Source organism: Kribbella sp. NPDC048928 (assembly GCF_043197975.1).
Taxonomy (GTDB): Bacteria; Actinomycetota; Actinomycetes; order Propionibacteriales; family Kribbellaceae; genus Kribbella.
On the sequence record NZ_JBICUC010000004.1, the window covers coordinates 515941 to 531158 of the forward strand.

General features: G+C 68.9%; 16 protein-coding genes. 9 read left to right on the forward strand and 7 right to left on the reverse strand.

All coding sequences use genetic code 11. The annotated features are described in order from the left end of the window. On the reverse strand, positions 1 to 654 hold the full coding sequence (locus ACGFI6_RS20465) for an HAD family hydrolase (protein ID WP_393120666.1): 654 nt from the start codon (positions 652 to 654) through the stop codon (positions 1 to 3). Between the two features lie 127 nt (positions 655 to 781). Continuing rightward, on the reverse strand, positions 782 to 1933 hold the full coding sequence (locus ACGFI6_RS20470; protein ID WP_393120667.1) for an alpha-hydroxy-acid oxidizing protein: 1152 nt from the start codon (positions 1931 to 1933) through the stop codon (positions 782 to 784). A gap of 136 nt (positions 1934 to 2069) precedes the next feature. Between ACGFI6_RS20470 and ACGFI6_RS20475 the strand changes: the two genes are divergently transcribed. The 3 genes from ACGFI6_RS20475 to ACGFI6_RS20485 are packed head-to-tail and all read left to right on the forward strand — an operon-like array spanning position 2070 to position 5531. Further along, positions 2070 to 3068, forward strand: coding sequence for a hypothetical protein (locus ACGFI6_RS20475; protein WP_393120669.1), 999 nt, complete (start codon positions 2070 to 2072; stop codon positions 3066 to 3068). Continuing rightward, complete coding sequence (locus tag ACGFI6_RS20480; protein ID WP_393120671.1) at positions 3046 to 4248, forward strand: MFS transporter; 1203 nt, start codon at positions 3046 to 3048, stop codon at positions 4246 to 4248. Before ACGFI6_RS20475 ends, ACGFI6_RS20480 begins: the two co-directional genes overlap by 23 nt. A gap of 35 nt (positions 4249 to 4283) precedes the next feature. After that, entirely contained in the window at positions 4284 to 5531 is a 1248-nt protein-coding gene (locus ACGFI6_RS20485) for a DUF445 domain-containing protein (protein ID WP_393120673.1), read from the forward strand. A gap of 29 nt (positions 5532 to 5560) precedes the next feature. Here ACGFI6_RS20485 and ACGFI6_RS20490 read toward each other — a convergent pair whose 3' ends face one another. Then, positions 5561 to 6289, reverse strand: a complete 729-nt coding sequence (locus ACGFI6_RS20490; protein WP_393120675.1) for a D-Ala-D-Ala carboxypeptidase family metallohydrolase — start codon at positions 6287 to 6289, stop codon at positions 5561 to 5563. Between the two features lie 172 nt (positions 6290 to 6461). Between ACGFI6_RS20490 and ACGFI6_RS20495 the strand changes: the two genes are divergently transcribed. Both ACGFI6_RS20495 and ACGFI6_RS20500 read left to right on the forward strand, forming a co-directional pair. Next, positions 6462 to 7001, forward strand: a complete 540-nt coding sequence (locus ACGFI6_RS20495) for a SigE family RNA polymerase sigma factor (protein WP_393120677.1) — start codon at positions 6462 to 6464, stop codon at positions 6999 to 7001. Beyond that, the gene (locus ACGFI6_RS20500) at positions 6998 to 8368 is read left to right on the forward strand and encodes a hypothetical protein (RefSeq protein ID WP_393120679.1); all 1371 of its coding nucleotides are present in this window, start codon (positions 6998 to 7000) and stop codon (positions 8366 to 8368) included. Before ACGFI6_RS20495 ends, ACGFI6_RS20500 begins: the two co-directional genes overlap by 4 nt. Here ACGFI6_RS20500 and ACGFI6_RS20505 read toward each other — a convergent pair. Both ACGFI6_RS20505 and ACGFI6_RS20510 read right to left on the reverse strand, forming a co-directional pair. Then, positions 8365 to 9117: a sugar phosphate isomerase/epimerase family protein gene (locus ACGFI6_RS20505; protein WP_393120681.1), complete on the reverse strand. Its 753-nt coding sequence runs from the start codon at positions 9115 to 9117 to the stop codon at positions 8365 to 8367. The two genes, ACGFI6_RS20500 and ACGFI6_RS20505, sit on opposite strands and share 4 nt — an antisense overlap. Positions 9118 to 9179: 62 nt before the next feature. Further along, positions 9180 to 9728 (reverse strand): hypothetical protein, encoded by a 549-nt coding sequence (locus ACGFI6_RS20510; protein ID WP_393120683.1) that lies wholly within the window; start codon positions 9726 to 9728, stop codon positions 9180 to 9182. A gap of 124 nt (positions 9729 to 9852) precedes the next feature. On the opposite strand from ACGFI6_RS20510, the gene rarD reads away from it, so the two are divergent. The 4 genes from rarD to ACGFI6_RS20530 all read left to right on the forward strand — a co-directional run bounded on the left by rarD (position 9853) and on the right by ACGFI6_RS20530 (position 13606). Further along, entirely contained in the window at positions 9853 to 10770 is a 918-nt protein-coding gene (rarD, locus tag ACGFI6_RS20515) for an EamA family transporter RarD (protein ID WP_393120685.1), read from the forward strand. A 43-nt stretch (positions 10771 to 10813) separates the two neighbouring features. Continuing rightward, positions 10814 to 11296, forward strand: a complete 483-nt coding sequence (locus ACGFI6_RS20520; RefSeq protein ID WP_393120686.1) for an RrF2 family transcriptional regulator — start codon at positions 10814 to 10816, stop codon at positions 11294 to 11296. 94 nt (positions 11297 to 11390) lie between these two features. Beyond that, positions 11391 to 11846: a cupin domain-containing protein gene (locus ACGFI6_RS20525; protein ID WP_393120688.1), complete on the forward strand. Its 456-nt coding sequence runs from the start codon at positions 11391 to 11393 to the stop codon at positions 11844 to 11846. A gap of 422 nt (positions 11847 to 12268) precedes the next feature. Next, positions 12269 to 13606, forward strand: a complete 1338-nt coding sequence (locus ACGFI6_RS20530) for a cytochrome bc complex cytochrome b subunit (RefSeq protein WP_393120689.1) — start codon at positions 12269 to 12271, stop codon at positions 13604 to 13606. Here ACGFI6_RS20530 and ACGFI6_RS20535 read toward each other — a convergent pair. Further along, on the reverse strand, positions 13584 to 14738 hold the full coding sequence (locus ACGFI6_RS20535; protein WP_393120691.1) for an XdhC family protein: 1155 nt from the start codon (positions 14736 to 14738) through the stop codon (positions 13584 to 13586). The two genes, ACGFI6_RS20530 and ACGFI6_RS20535, sit on opposite strands and share 23 nt — an antisense overlap. Then, a complete protein-coding gene (locus ACGFI6_RS20540) occupies positions 14731 to 15213 on the reverse strand; it encodes a (2Fe-2S)-binding protein (protein WP_393120693.1) in 483 nt (160 codons plus the stop codon). Before ACGFI6_RS20540 ends, ACGFI6_RS20535 begins: the two co-directional genes overlap by 8 nt. Positions 15214 to 15218: the final 5 nt, after the last annotated feature.

Here is a 15218-nt window from a genome sequence, read left to right on the forward strand (position 1 = left end):
TCACACCAACTCCGTCAGTGTCATCCCGGCCGGACGGTCGAGATGGCGGGCGGTGAGACCTGCCGCTCGGGCACCCTGGACGTCGTTCTCCAGGTTGTCGCCGATCATCAACACGTCCATCGGCTCGACGCCCAACGCTTCACACACCCGCTGATAGGCCAGCGGATCGGGCTTGCTGACCCCAAGAGATTCAGAGGTGCACACGACGTCGATCTGGTCGGCCAGCCCGATGGATTCCAGCTTGGCGTTCTGCTGCTTGGTGCTGCCGTTGGTGAGTACGCCGATCCGCAACCCGTTGCCCCGCGCAACTTCCAGGGCCGGTCGCGCATCCGGGTAAGCGACCCAGTTGGCGCGATACTGCCGGAGATACCCGTCGAACACCTCGTCCAGCTCGGCGTCCGTCCCCGGCACCTCGAGCTCGAGCAACGGCAGGAACGCCCGCAGCCGCTCGCGCCGCTGCCCCTGATGCGTCAACTCCCCCGCCAGCCACGCCGGGTACACCCGCTCCTCGATCACAAACCACTCGGCCACCAGCTCGTCCGTCACCGGAAGCCCCAGCCCCGCCACCCATCCCCGAAGCCCCCGCTCCGCAGACCCACTGTGATCGAACAACGTGTCATCCAGATCAAAAACAACCGCTCTCACAGGCGCCATCTTCTCCCGGCGTACCGAAGAACGGGTAGTGATGTGTCCATCGCCACCACGAACTGCCGGGAGCCACCGTGAGCAACCCGCCGGCCGGCGTTCGAACGCCACCACTACCCGTTGTTCGGTACGGCGATCAGCTCCGCACCACTGAGTCTCGGGTCAGTTCTCGGTGGTTGGCGTGGCCGGTCAGGGCGAGGGTGAGGTCCAGGTCGGCCAGGAAGCAGCGGAGGACGTGTTCGACGCCTGCTTGGCCGGCCAGGGCGAGACCGTAGAGGAGGGGGCGGCCGAGCAGGACCGCCTTGGCGCCGAGGGCGAGTGCCTTGGCGGCGTCGGCTCCGGTGCGTACGCCGGAGTCGAACAGGACCGTCAGTTGTTCACCGACCGCGTCCGCGATCGCCGGGAGCGCGTCCAGGGAGGCGATCGCGCCGTCGACCTGCCGGCCGCCGTGGTTCGAGACCACGATCCCGTCGACGCCGTGCTCTGCGGCGAGCTTCGCGTCCTCGACGTGCGTGATGCCCTTCAGCACGATCGGGCCGTCCCAGTTGTCGCGCAGGAACGACAGGTCGTCCCACGCCAAGCCGACGTTCGGGAACATCTGCGCCCACTGCATCACCGCCGCGCCCGGGTCCTCGGCGACCGGCTTGGCCAGCTTCGCCTGGAATGCGGGGTCGCTGAAGTAGTTCGCCAGCCCCTCCCCCTTCAGGAACGGCAGGAACCCGCGATCCAGGTCGGCCGGTCGCCACCCGATCGTCCCGGTGTCGAGCGTGACGACAAGTACGGCGTACCCGGCGGCCTTGGCGCGCTGCAGGAAGCTCAGGCAGACGTCACGATCGGTCGGGTAGTACAGCTGGAACCACTTGCTCGCCGCCTCGATCTGCTCGATCGCGTGACTGGCCTGGGTCGAGTGCGTGTACGTGAGGCCGAGCGTGGACGCCGCCCGCGCGGTCGCCAGTTCTCCGTCCGGGTGCGCCAGGGTCTGGACGCCGATCGGCGCGACCAGGACCGGCGCCGGCATCGACGTACCGAGGATCGTGCAGGACAGATCGCGGTCGGTACTGCCGCGGAGCATCCGGGGCACCAGGCGCCAGCGGTCGAACGCCACCTGGTTCGCCCGCGCGGTCGCGCCGCTGCCCGCGCTCGGGACGATGTACCCCATCGCCTCGACGGGCAGCTTCCCGGCCGCCTGCGACTCCAGCCGCGCCAGGTCGGTGGTGATCTCCGGTGTCGTCCCCTGCAACATCCCCTGCAGGTAGATCTGCAACTGGTAGTCCCCGAAGTTGGCCATGCCGGATGCTCCCACGCCCACCACGGCAGCTCAACCACGCCGTGACATCCGTCAGGCCTCGAGGCGGACGTCCGTCAGCGCGGGATCGGGACGGATCGCATCCGCACGACCGGGCCGCGGCCAGGAGAGTGAAGTCATGACGAACACGACTGTGGTGACCGCTCCCCGGCAGCGCTCCGTACGACGAAGCCTGCCCGCGCTCGGGCTGTTCTTCCTGTCTCCCCTGGTGGCCGAGTTCCTGCTCGGAAACATCCCGATCAGCGCGATGTTCGCACTGTTCGGCCTGGCTCCGCTGTACGGCGGCGGCGCTGTACTGATCCGCGAGCTCGTTCGGCGGCGCGGCTGGGGTTACCCGAGCGTGGTGGTCCTCGCACTCGCGTACGGCGTGCTCGAGGAGGGCATCACCACACAATCGCTGTTCAACCCGAACTACGCCGATCAACGGCTCCTCGATCCGGGGCACATCGGCTTCCTCGGCATGGGTGCTCCGTGGACCGTGTTCGTACTGGGGCTGCACACGATCTGGAGCATCACCGTGCCGATCGTGCTCGTCGAGTCGATGTCCCGCCGGCCGCGCGAGCCGTGGCTCGGCAAGGTCGGCCTCAGCGTGTACGGCGCACTGTTCGTGGTCGGCATCATCTCCACCACCGCCATCCAGCTCGGCATGGACTCGTTCGTCGCGTCGCCCGCCCAGTTCGCCGGCGTTGTGGTCGCCATCGCCGTCCTGATCGTCGTCGCGATCCGGATCGGCCGGCGTACACCCAAGTCCACCGCGGGCAAGGTCCCGACGCCCTGGCTCTTCGCGGTCGCGGGCCTGGTGGTGAGCTCGGGCTGGATGCTGATCAGCGACCTGGTGCAGAACGGCTGGCTCGGCGCGGCCCTGATGCTCGCCATCAGCATCGCCGCAGCGGTGGTCCTGGTGCGTACGTCGCGCCGTACGGGCTGGACCCGGCAGCACGCGCTCGCGATCGCGGGCGGCACGATGCTGACGTACGCCTGGCACGCATTCCCCGAGGACCCGATCTTCCCGGCTCCGCACGTGGTCGACCTGATCGGGAACGTGGTCTTCGCCGTGCTGGCAGTGGCTCTCCTGATCTCTGCGACAATCAGGTGTGACAAGTTCAGTCGCTCCTGACACGACCTCTCGGCACGTCACTCTGGCGATCTTCGCGCTGGCGACCGGTGGTTTCGCGATCGGGACCACCGAGTTCGTCACGATGGGGCTGCTGCCGCAGATCGCGGACGGGGTCCGGGTCTCGATCCCGACCGCCGGCCATGTCGTCTCGGCGTACGCGCTCGGGGTCGTGGTCGGCGCCCCGGTGATCGCGGCGCTCGGTGCACGGACCGGCAGAAAACGTTTGCTGCTCGGGTTGATGGCGGTGTTCGTGGTCGGCAACGTGCTGTCGTCGGTTGCCTCGAGCTACCACTTCCTGCTCGCCGCGCGGTTCCTGTCCGGGCTGCCGCACGGCGCTTTCTTCGGGATCGGTGCGGTGGTCGGCGCGTCGATGGTGCCGGCCGACCGGCGCGCACGGGCGGTGTCGATGACGATGGTGGGGCTGCCGGTCGCGAACATCATCGGCGTACCGGTGACGACCCTGCTCGGGCAGCAGTTCGGGTGGCAGGTGCCGTTCCTGGCGGTCGGTGTCCTGGGCCTGCTGACGCTGGTCGCGGTCTGGTTCTGGGTGCCGCCGCAGCCGGTCGGGAGCGACGTGAACGTCCGCAGCGAGCTGAGCGCGCTGGCCCGGCCGCAGGTATGGATGGCCCTGCTCGTCGGGATGGTCGGCTTCGGCGGGATGTTCGCGACGTACTCCTACATCACCCCGACGATGACGGAACTGTCCGGTTTCTCGGAGACCGCGGTGACCATCGTGCTCGGTGTGTACGGCGTCGGCATGACCGTCGGCACCGTCCTCGGCGGCCGGCTCGCGGACCGCTCGCTGATGGGCAGCGTGTACGGCGGCCTGATCGCGGTCGCCGTCGTCCTCGGAATGTTCGGCTGGCTCGCGCAGAGCCGCCCCGGCGCGCTGGCCGCGGTGTTCGCGATGGGCTGCTCGGCGAGCATCCTGGTGCCGGCGCTGCAGACCCGCCTGATGGACGTCGCCCACGAGGGTCAGTCGCTGGCCGCCTCGCTGAACCACTCCACGCTGAACATCGCCAACGCGCTCGGCGCCTGGCTGGGCGGCGTCGTCCTGGCCGCCGGCTACGGCTACGAGTGGCCCAGCCGGCTCGGCTCCGGCCTCGCACTGGCCGGTCTGGTCCTGGCCGTGGTCTCCGGCCTGATGGAACGTCGAGGGTCGACTCAGGTGCTTGCCTGAGGGATTCGTTCCCACGGACTTGGTTAGATCGGGGTATGGCGACCTTGACGTTGGGCGCGGCCGATCTGGTACGGCGGCGTGGGCTGCGGCGGATGCGGTCGGTGGCACTGGCCCTGCTCGTGCTCGCCGCCGTGATCTACGTGCTGACGCTGCACCGGGACGGCGGCTGGGCCTACCTGAACGCGGCGGCCGAGGCGGCGATGGTGGGTGCGCTCGCGGACTGGTTCGCGGTCACCGCGCTGTTCCGGCACCCGCTCGGGCTGCCGATCCCGCACACCGCGATCGTGCCGACCCGCAAGGACAGCCTCGCGGAAAGCCTCGAGCAGTTCGTGACGGAAAATTTCCTGTCCGAGGAAGTCGTTTCGGAAAAGATGCGCACGGCGGAGATCAGCCGGCGGGCCGGCGAGTGGCTTGCCGACGGCAACCACGCCGAGCGGATCGTGGCCGAGGGGGCGCGGACGATCGGTGCGGCGCTGCCCAAACTCGGTGACGACGACGTGGCCGCGTTCGTCAGCGGGTCGTTGCTGCCCCGGTTCGTGAAGGAGCCGTTGAGCCCGATCGCCGGGCACTTCGTCGAGTCGGTGGTCGAGGACGGCGCGCATCACGCGTTGTTCGACCTGCTGATGGTGGAGGCGCACGACTGGCTCGCGGGCAACCGCGACCTGCTCGCGGACGTGGTCGGTCCGCGAGCGCCACGCTGGTCACCGCAGTGGGTGGACCGGATGGTGATCGACCGGATCCACCGCGAGGCGCTCTCCTGGCTGGCCGACGTACGGGACAACCAGACGCATCCGGCGCGGCGGGCGGTCGACCGGCTGCTCGGGCAGTTGGCCGAGGACCTGCAGAACGATCCGGAGACGATGGAGCGGTTCGAGGCGTGGAAGGCGCGGATGCTCACGCATCCGGACATGGGCAACAGCCTGACCGCGGTCTGGGACGCGATGCGGACCGCGCTGATCGGCTCGATCAACGACCCGGACAGCACCCTCCGGCGGCGCGGCGTCCGGGTCCTGCAGGACCTCGGCCGGCGCCTCCAGGAGGAGGAACCGCTGCGTGCCAAGGTCGACGCCCGCGCCGCCGAGGCCGTCGGCTACGTCGTACGCACCTACGGAACCGAGATCGTTTCCGTCATTTCCGACACCATCGAACGCTGGGACGGCCGGGAGGCCGCGGCCCGCATCGAGCTGCACGTCGGCCGCGACCTCCAGTTCATCCGCATCAACGGCACCGTCGTCGGAGCCCTCGTCGGCCTCACCATCCACACCGTGAGCCAACTGCTCTAGGGCGTGTCTCCTGATCCAGGAGGCACGCCCTAGATGCCGCAGTTGGGGGCGGACCAGGTGTTGGTGGTGCGGATGTCGACGTGGGTGTGGTCGTTGTGGTCGGGGTAGCCGGGGCCGAAGATGCCGCCGAACCCGTGGCTGCGGGCCTCCTTGGCCATCGTGCAGAACGAGTGCACCCCGGTCAGGTCCGCCGAACGGCCGTACAGGTGCTCACTGTTGCTCGCGCCACCGACCGAGCGGTTGCACGGAATGCTCCGGAAACCGCTGGAGATGTTCAGCGCCTGGTCACCCAGTGCGTGCCGGAGCGCCTCGAGCTGCCACATCGTGCGCAGCGCGTTCGCCTTCGTGGCCGCCTCGGACAGCGGGCCGCCGTCGTACCCGGACCCACCGCAGCCGTCGTCGAGTTCGGCGTAGGTGAAGTGGATCGGCGTGCAGTCGTCGTCCTGCAGCGCGTAGATCTTGCTGTACGTCGCGGACCCGGCGATCCCGTCCGCGCCGAGTCCGTACGCCGACTGGAAGCGCTGCACCGCCGCCTTGGTGGCCGGTCCGAACGCGCCGTCGATCGCGAGATGGGCGCCGTACCCGGGATAGCCGGCGACGCGGATCTGGAGTTGCCGCACGTCCTCGCCGGACGCGCCCTGACTGAGGGTGCGGCCCCACGTGTAGCAGCCGTCGGCATGCGCGACCGTCGTGGCCACGACCTGCGAGGTGGTGAGGGTTGCGGCGAACAGCAGCAGGACTGCCAGCAGTCGCGGCACGGGTCGGATGATGGACATCGGAACCTCCGGGGCGGTGAAGGGAACCTGTCCCGGCCCAGCATTCCGGGACTTTCCGCCACTTGACCAGTACTTGCGGAAACTTTCCGCCATCAACCGACTTTCGTCGTTCGGCGAGGCAACCATCTGGCGGGGCCAGCCGGTCCAGCAGGATGTGAGCATCGACGACGGCGTGGTGACGGGGGTGAGAGTGGTGCCGACCGACGGCGCGGTCAGCTTCGACGCCTTCGTCGCGGCGCGCTCGCAGGCCCTGGTACGAACCGCCTACCTGCTGACCCACGACCACGCGCTGGCCGAGGACCTGGTCCAGACCGCGCTGGCGAAGGCCTGGTTCCAGTGGTCCCGGATCCGCGAGGACAGCCCCGAGCCGTACGTCCGGCGGATCCTCGTCACGACGTACGCCACCTGGTGGCGACGCCGCTGGAACGGTGAGATCCCGACCGCGGACCTACCTGAGGCACCCACGGCGCACGGCGACGACCGCCTCGACCTATGGGACGCGATAGGCCGCCTGCCGCGCCGCCAACGCATCGTCATCGTCCTGCGGTACTACGAGGACCTCAGCGAGGCCGAGACCGCCCGCCTGATGGGCAGCACCGTTGGCACCGTCAAAAGCCAGACCGCCAAGGCCCTGGCCAAACTACGCGTCGACCCCTCCGTGACCACCCCGGCCGATCTGGAGACCCCCCGATGAACCTCCAGGAACTACGCGACGAGCTCGCGACCCACGCCACCTCCGCCGACGGCGACTCCGCCGATCTGCTCCCCGGCGTACAGCACAAGATCCGCCGCACCAGGCAACGCCGGACCGCAACAGTCCTCGGCGCTGCCGCCGCTGTCGCCCTCGCGGCCGTGATCCTCCCTGGAGCGCTCACCAAGCCGGCTCCCGGGCCCGCGAACACGCCGTCGTACAACCAGAACGGATTCACCCTGCCCGGTGAGATCGACGGCGACGCCCTGCTCAAGGGATGGGCCGGTCAGGCCGGCGCGAACCACGTCGAGTTCGACTGGACGCCGACGACCAAACACCTGCGGTTCGACGGCCGCTGCGGGTCCGACTCCGACGGGATCCTCTGGGTGCGCGTCAACGGGTTCACCGTCGACTCCCGCCCGTGTGTGAAGGACAACGGCCCGATCCAGGGCACCGGTATCTCCGACGAGAGCGCCCTCTGGGCGGACGCCCCGATCGGCAAGCCCGCGAAGGTCACGCTCGACCTCGTCGGAGCCGACGGCCGGTCGGTGCAGGACGCGAACGAGCAGCTTGCCGTGGGCATCTACAGCGACCAGAGTCCGCGTTCAAGTGCCTGGGGGCCGACCCGGCCGGGCGACTACGTCCGCGACGGGCTGCGATTCCGGGGGCAGGCGGGCACCGCCGACCGGCTGGCCGCGGTGATCGGCGACCGCGGCGGCAACCAGGTCACCACCAGCTTCGTCCCCGCCAGTCACAACGTCGTCGTGCAGACCTTGGGTACGCCGGACGACTACGTCCTGAACCCGCCCGAGTACCGGGTACAGGTCCGGTTCGGCGACGGGAGCGCGATCAACGGGTACACCGGGTACGGCGACGAGGTGCAGCAGAGCTCGGCCGGCGCCGTCCAGCTGACCGCGCCGATCGGGAAGCCGCTGACCGTGACCGCCCGGCTGGTGGACAAGAACGGCCGGGAGGTTTCGGTGCCGAAGGCAAGGATCGGTGTCGCGATCTACGATCCCGGTCCGCAGGTCACGCAGGACGGGATCGACTTCGACCGCGAGAAGGAGGCGGACGGGACGACATACCGGTTCGTCCGCGCGGTGGTCGTACCGGCCGCCCAGGGCAAGGTGCAGCTCGCCACCCCGGTCGGGAAACCGTTCCTCTGGAGCTTCGGCAGCGTCGGGATCGGTCCGGACGTGTGGACCCGATGGGACGGCCTGACCGCTCATCAGGACGGCCCGATGACCGGCGGCTTCCGGTGGACCACCGAGGACCCACAGACCGCACCCGCGACGGTCGGCTTCTACATCAACGCCGGCAAGCCAACCGGCGGCAAGCTAGCCATCGCCCTGTACGAACCTGTGCGCTAGACCCAGCTGTGGAGGTCGGCGGCGTCTCGGGTGAATTGTTCGGGTGAGTCGTCGGCGACGAACTCGAGCAGGGCGTTGATCTCGCGGGGAGCGGCGGCGAGGCGGTCGAGGACGGGGCGCCACAGGGACTCGCGGGCGGCCAGCGGCAGGCGGTTGTTCGACGGCCACCACGAGAAGACGTGCACCGTACTCAGCCACGGCATCAGGGCCTCGAGCTGCTGCAGGCATTCCTTGTCGTCGAGGTCGACGGGCGGCTGCCAGTACGTCGTGAGGTTCGGCGCGCCGACGTCGAGCAGCAGCGTGATCGTCGAGTCGACCTCGTCGGTGAGCGTGTTGCGATGGAACTCCATCGCGATCTCGATGCCCGCGCCGGCGGCCATGTCGGCGAGCTCGCCGAGCCCGCGGGTCACCGCCATCCGGTCGCCGACGCCCGCGTCCGCCGTACCGACGTTGCCGGCCCAGACCCGGATCCGGGGCGCGCCGAGCGCCTCGGCGGTGGCGACCGCGGACCGCATCTCCTCACGGTCGACGTTGCCGGCCCGCAGGTACGAGCCGTACGCCGCCACCTGCAGGCCGTGCACCTCGGTGAGGTTGCGTACCCGCTTGGCGTTCACCAGGTTGCCGAGCGGGACGTGCACGTCACCGCCCCATTCGATCGCCGCGAGCCCGGACTCCGCCGCCGTCTCCACCACCTGGTCGACGGCCAACTGACGGAACGTCACCGAGACCAGACCGGTCCTCACACCCACGCGCGCCTCCTGGTGTTCACTCCTCCATCCAACCGCATCACACCAGCGGCTTCACGTCGCAGTCACCCGATGGACGGTCCGCCCCGGCCGTTCGCCGACCGCGGCTTGGCGACATGTCCCGCCTTCACTGCGGCCACCGGCACAGCCGTAGGACCGGCAGCGGCAGCACCACGGGCGGCGGCAGGAGCCTGCGACGGACCTCCGGACACCTTGCCCGCCTCAGCTTGAGCGGCGAAGGCCGCGGCGTGCGCGATGTACTCCTGCGCCCTAGCGGTTCGCGCCGGATCCATCTTGTTGATCCGGTCGTCGGATGCCACGAGTTCCGCCGCCAACTGCCGCGCCGGCGACTCGGCGTCCTGCTCGACCCGGTACTGCCGATCGCCGTGCACGTACCCCTCGAACGCCTCCGCCTCCGCCTCTGGCCGGTCGGCATCGCCGTGACTCGCCGCGACCACATCGCCGTGGGCTCCGAGCGCATCCCGCCGGATCGCCTGCCGGACCCGCTCGCCGGCGAGCACCCGGTCCTCCGGCGACAGGTTCGCCGACCTGACCGCCGCCCGCGTGATGTCGTCGACCAGTGCGTTCATCATTTCGCCGCGGGACTGCGCCATTCGATTCCTCCTGTGGGCCGTGGCCGGATCGCCGCACACCGTACCGGCGGGGGAGGTCGCGGCCGTCTCACGTCATGAGCAAACGGTTTGGATGCGACTGTCGCGCGGGCTTACGCTGAGAGCCGTGCCGGAACAGCGAAAAGGATTCACCTACGGGTTCACCGCGTACCTGATCTGGGGATTGTTCCCGCTGTACTGGAAGCTCCTCGACTCCTCCGGTGCGATCGAACTGCTCGCGCACCGGATCCTCTGGTCCGTGGTCACGATCGCGATCCTGGTCGCCGTACTGCGGAAGTTCGGCCGGCTGAAGGCACTGCTCGCGGAACCGCGCCGCCGCTGGCCGCTGATCGCCGCCGGGTTCCTGATCTCGGCGAACTGGGGCACCTACATCTGGGGCGTCAGCAACGGGCACGTCGTGGAGACCTCGCTCGGGTACTTCATCACGCCACTGTTCACCGTCCTGCTCGGCGTCTTCGTCCTCAAGGAGCAGCTCCGCCCGATCCAGTGGACCGCGCTCGGGATCGCCTTCGTCGCGGTCGCCGGCCTGACCATCGAGAACGGGAAGCCGCCGTGGGTGGCGATCATCCTGACGTTCTCGTTCGGGTTCTACGGACTGGCGAAGAAGCAGGCCGGCGCCGGCGCGATCGAGGGCATGGCGATCGAGTCCGGCACCGTCGCACCGCTCGCAGCAGCGGCGATCCTCGTCCTCGGCCTGCAAGGAGACGCCACGATCACGCACCACGGGACGGCGTACCTGGTCCTGGTCCTGCTGACCGGCCCGATCACCGCCGTACCACTGCTGCTGTTCGGCGCCGCCGCCACGCGGGTCTCGATGACCACCCTCGGCCTGCTGAACTACATCGCCCCGATCATGCAGTTCATCTGCGGCCTGGTGATCTTCCACGAGCAGATGACCACGATGCGTTGGGTCGGCTTCAGCCTGGTCTGGGTTGCGCTCGCTCTCTTCACCTTCGACAGCATGCACACCCGCCGCCGCACCCTGGCCCTAGAACGAGCCGCCCTCACCGCCTCCGCCGCCTGAAAGGTGTTGACCTGGAGTATTCAGGACATTTAATATCCAGGTTATGAAGATGAACGAGGGCGTCGAGTGGGCGATGCACAGCTGCGTGAATCTCAGCTGGATGCCTGGTGCGGCGGTCACCGCCAAGCGCCTCGCCGCCTTCTACGACCTGCCGACGGCGTACCTGAACAAGCAACTCCAGGCGCTCGCGCGGGCCGGCATCCTCACCTCGGTCTCCGGGCCGAAGGGCGGCTTCCAGCTTGCCCGCGACCCGCGCAACATCTCGCTGCTCGACATCGTGGTCGCGATCGACGGACCCGACGAGGCGTTCCGGTGCATGGAGATCCTGAAGGCCGGCCCGGGCGCCGACCACCGGACCGACTACACCAAGGCATGCCTGATCTCCCAGGCGATGCGGTCCGCGGAGCTGGCCTACCGGCGCGAGCTGGCCGGGCAGAGCATCGCGGACGTCGCCGGACGGGTGATCAGTCAGACCCCCGAGGCACCTGAGAACACCCGCAACCACTTCGCGAACCTCAAGTCCTGAAGCCTTTCACCGCACCTTTCCCCAGGAATTGATTCTGGATGCCAAATATCCTGAATAACTGCCTCTTGCCCTTAGCAACTAAAAGGAGAAGTTCATGTCTTTCCTGATCCGCTCGAACGACGCCGAGGTCCTGTCCGCGAGTGGCGTGACGCTGCTGGCCGACGTACCCGACACCGGCGGGCACCTGACCAGCCACCGCTCGATCTTCCAGCCCGGTAAGGAGGGCGCTCCCCCGCACCTGCACCAGGAGGCGGCCGAGCTGTTCTACGTAATGTCCGGCCGGCTCCGCGTCCTCACCGGCGAGACGCTGACCGAGCTGAACCAGGGCGATTTCCTCCTCGTCCCGCCGAACACCCCGCACGCCTTCGAGGCCGCCGGAGACGCCCCCACCGAGGTGCTCTTCGTCCTCACCCAGGCCAAACCCCGCTTCGGCTACTACCGCCTCCTGGAATCCGCCTACCGCGGCGAAACCAGCTGGGACCAGGTCGCCCAAACCAGCGACCTCTACGACAACCACTACGTCGAAAGCCCCACCTGGCAGCACCGCTGAGCACGGCCGTGCTGCCCCCACTGTCGGCGGTCGGGCTGTCGGGATCGGACAGCTCGACAGGACGTGTCGGTCACCCGTGGGTCAACTACCTAGTGCACCTGAGCGTGAAAGCGCTGGATGCGTACGGTGTACTGAGGTGCTCTACCTGTCGAACTGCACATCACTCGCCGGCGTGGTTGGGGAGGCTCGAGGCAGCAGCCGGTGGTGTGGACAGGTACAGGTGGGTGCGGGCATCTCCTGCCCTGTCCCCACCCACCACTTCCCATCCCGGCCCACCGCTTCCTGCCGTCACCCACCGCTTGCTGTCCTACGCCCAGGTCGCTGTGCTGCGCCTCGGCAGTCTGGGCGAACGTGAGGTGCAACACCTGGAGTCACAAAACAGGGGGCCGCGGGGTCGTATGGGGTGACGGAGGAGGTCGCTCATGCAGCGTCCGTGGAAGAACCTGCGCGGCAGGGTGTTTCCCGATCATTGGTCGTTGTTGTTCGGGCAGATCGCGTTCTACAGCTTCGTGATGCTCATCGTCAGCGGCGTGGTCCTGATGGTGTACTACGAGCCATCGGTCAATCACGTCGTGTACGACGGGCCGTACGGACCGCTGCGCGGCATCCCGATGTCCCGCGCCCTCGACTCGACGCTGCGACTGACGTTCGAGGTCCGTGGCGGCCTGCTGGTACGCCAGATCCATCACTGGTCCACGCTGCTGATGGTCGCGGCGATCACCCTGCACCTGCTGCGGCTGTTCTTCACCGCGGCGTTCCGGCGGCCGCGCCGGCTGAACTGGCTGATCGTCTTCGGCCTGCTCGTCCTCACCCTGGGCGCCGCGCTCACCGGTACGTCGCTCCCGGACGACACCGCCTCCGGCACGAGCCTCGCCGTACTCGACGGTGTCCTGCAGGCAACACCGTTCGTCGGGTCGGGTCTCGCGTCGTTGCTGTTCGGCGGCGAGTTCCCCGGTGACGTGATCTCGCGCTTCTACCCGCTGCATGTCGTGGTCCTGCCCGTCGCACTGCTCGCGCTGTTCGCGGCCGCGGCACTCCGCACGCTCAAGCAGAAGCCGGTCCAGCTCGTCAGCAAGCGGACGAAGACCGCGAAGGTTGCGGCAGTGCAGGGCGTGGGCCTGTTCGCGTTCGTGGCCGGCGTCTCGATCCTGCTGGGCGCGACGGCGACCATCAACCCCGTCTGGCTCTACGGCCCAGCCGACCCGGCGGACACCTCGGCCGGCGTCGGCCCGGCCTGGTACCTCGCGTTCCTGGACGGCTCGCTGCGGCTCGCGCCGGGCTGGGAGGTGGTCTGGTGGGGCAAGACGATCAGCCTCGCCATCCTCGTACCGGTCGCGATCTGCACGCTGTTCCTCGCGCTCGTGGCCGTGTACCCGTTCATCGAGGAGCGGGTGCTCAAAGACCGGAAGGAGTACGACCTCCTCGAACGGCCGCGCAACAACCCCACACGGACCGGCATCGGTGTCGCCGGGATGACCTTCTACAGCGTGCTTTGGGCGGCGGCCGGCGCGGACACCATCGCTCTCCAGTTCCACCTGTCCATGAACACGCTCCTGCACTTCTTCCAGGTCCTACTGGTCGTCGGGCCGCCGGTCGCGCTGTGGCTGACCCGTCGCATCTGCCTGGGTCTGCAGCGGGGCGAGACGGAGGTCGCGGAGCACGGGATCGAGACCGGGCGGATCATCCGGCGTCCGGACGGCGGGTACGTCGAGGTGCACGGACCGGCCCGGAACCGTCCTACCGAGCTGCCATCGCACTGAGCACGCCGGCCTCGCTCAACGATCCCGACGGGGTTCCACCGTGGATCCGGCCGGTGGTGGCGGACAGCGGACGGGCGCTCGCGGCGCTGCGGCTCGCGATGATCTCCGCGGCGATCGAGATCGCAGTCTCCTCAGGCGTCCGGGCGCCGAGATCCAGACCGGTCGGCGAGCACAGCCGGGCCAGCTCGCCGGCCTCCAGGCCCGCGGCACGCAACCTGGCCAGCCGATCCTCGTGCGTACGGCGGGACCCCATCGCGCCGATGTAGCCGGCCTCCGTGCGCAACGCCAGCTCCAGCAGCGGTACGTCGAACTTCGGGTCGTGCGTCAGCACACACAACGCCGTACGGGCGTCGACCTGATCGAGCACCCCGGCCAGGAAGCGGTGGGGCCAGTCGACCACCACTTCGTCTGCCTCGGGGAACCGGGCCCGGGTCGCGAACACACCACGGGCGTCGCACACCGTCACGTGATAGCCCAGGAACTTCCCGACCCGCGCCACCGCGGCCGCGAAGTCGATCGCCCCGAACACGAACATCCGCGGCGGTGGCGTGAGCGCCTGCACGAACACCGAGACCTCGGTACGGCGGCACTCACCATGCGTCCCGTACTGCCGGATCGCCGTGGATCCCGTACTGAGCATGCCGACCGCGTCCTCGACCACGGCGCTGTCCAGACCCGGATCGCCGAGGCTGCCCGAAACCTCTGCAGGCGTGACGACGAGCCGCCGCCCCAGACCGTCGCCCGTGGCCACGGTCGCGACCGCCACCGGCCGCCCCGCCTCGATCGCAGCCGCCACCGACTCGAACTCGCCGAACGCCGTGCGATCAACCGGCTCGACAAGGACCTCGATGAGTCCACCGCAGGTCAGCCCGATCGCGAACACGTCGTCATCGGACACCCCGTACCGACGGACCACTGGAACGCCCGTCCGGATGACCTCCTGTGCCACCGCGTAGACGTCGGACTCGACGCAGCCACCGGACACACTGCCCACCGCGACACCGTCCCCGGACACCGCCATCGTCGCGCCCGGCCGGCGAGGCGCCGACCGGAACGTGTCGATCACCGTCGCCAGCGCGAACCGCTCACCGTCCACGTACCACCCACGAACCTGCTGGAGGACGTCACGCACCCATGTGCTCCGCGCCGGCCTTGACCGCCTCCCGGATCCGCGTGTACGTACCGCAGCGGCAGATGTTGCGCAGCTCGTCGAGGTCCGCGTCGGTGATGTCGCGGCCCTCGGCGCGGGCCTGCTTCACCTTCGCGACCGCCGCCATGATCTGTCCCGGCTGGCAGTAGCCGCACTGCGCCACGTCGTACGTCAGCCACGCCTCCTGCATCGGGTGCAGGTCCTTGCCGACGGTGTCCGGCAGCCCTTCGATCGTGGTGATCTCGTCGGTCGGGGAGATGTCCTTCACCGGCACCGAGCACGGGTTGAACGCCTTGCCGTTGATGTGCGAGGTGCAGGACTTGCAGACGTTCAGCGCGCAGCCGTACTTCGGCCCGGTGACTCCGAGCAGGTCGCGCAGAACCCACAGCAACCGCACGGAGTCCTCGGCGTCGACGCTGATCTGCTTGCCGTTGAGCTTGAAGGTGTGAGTTGGCATGGGTT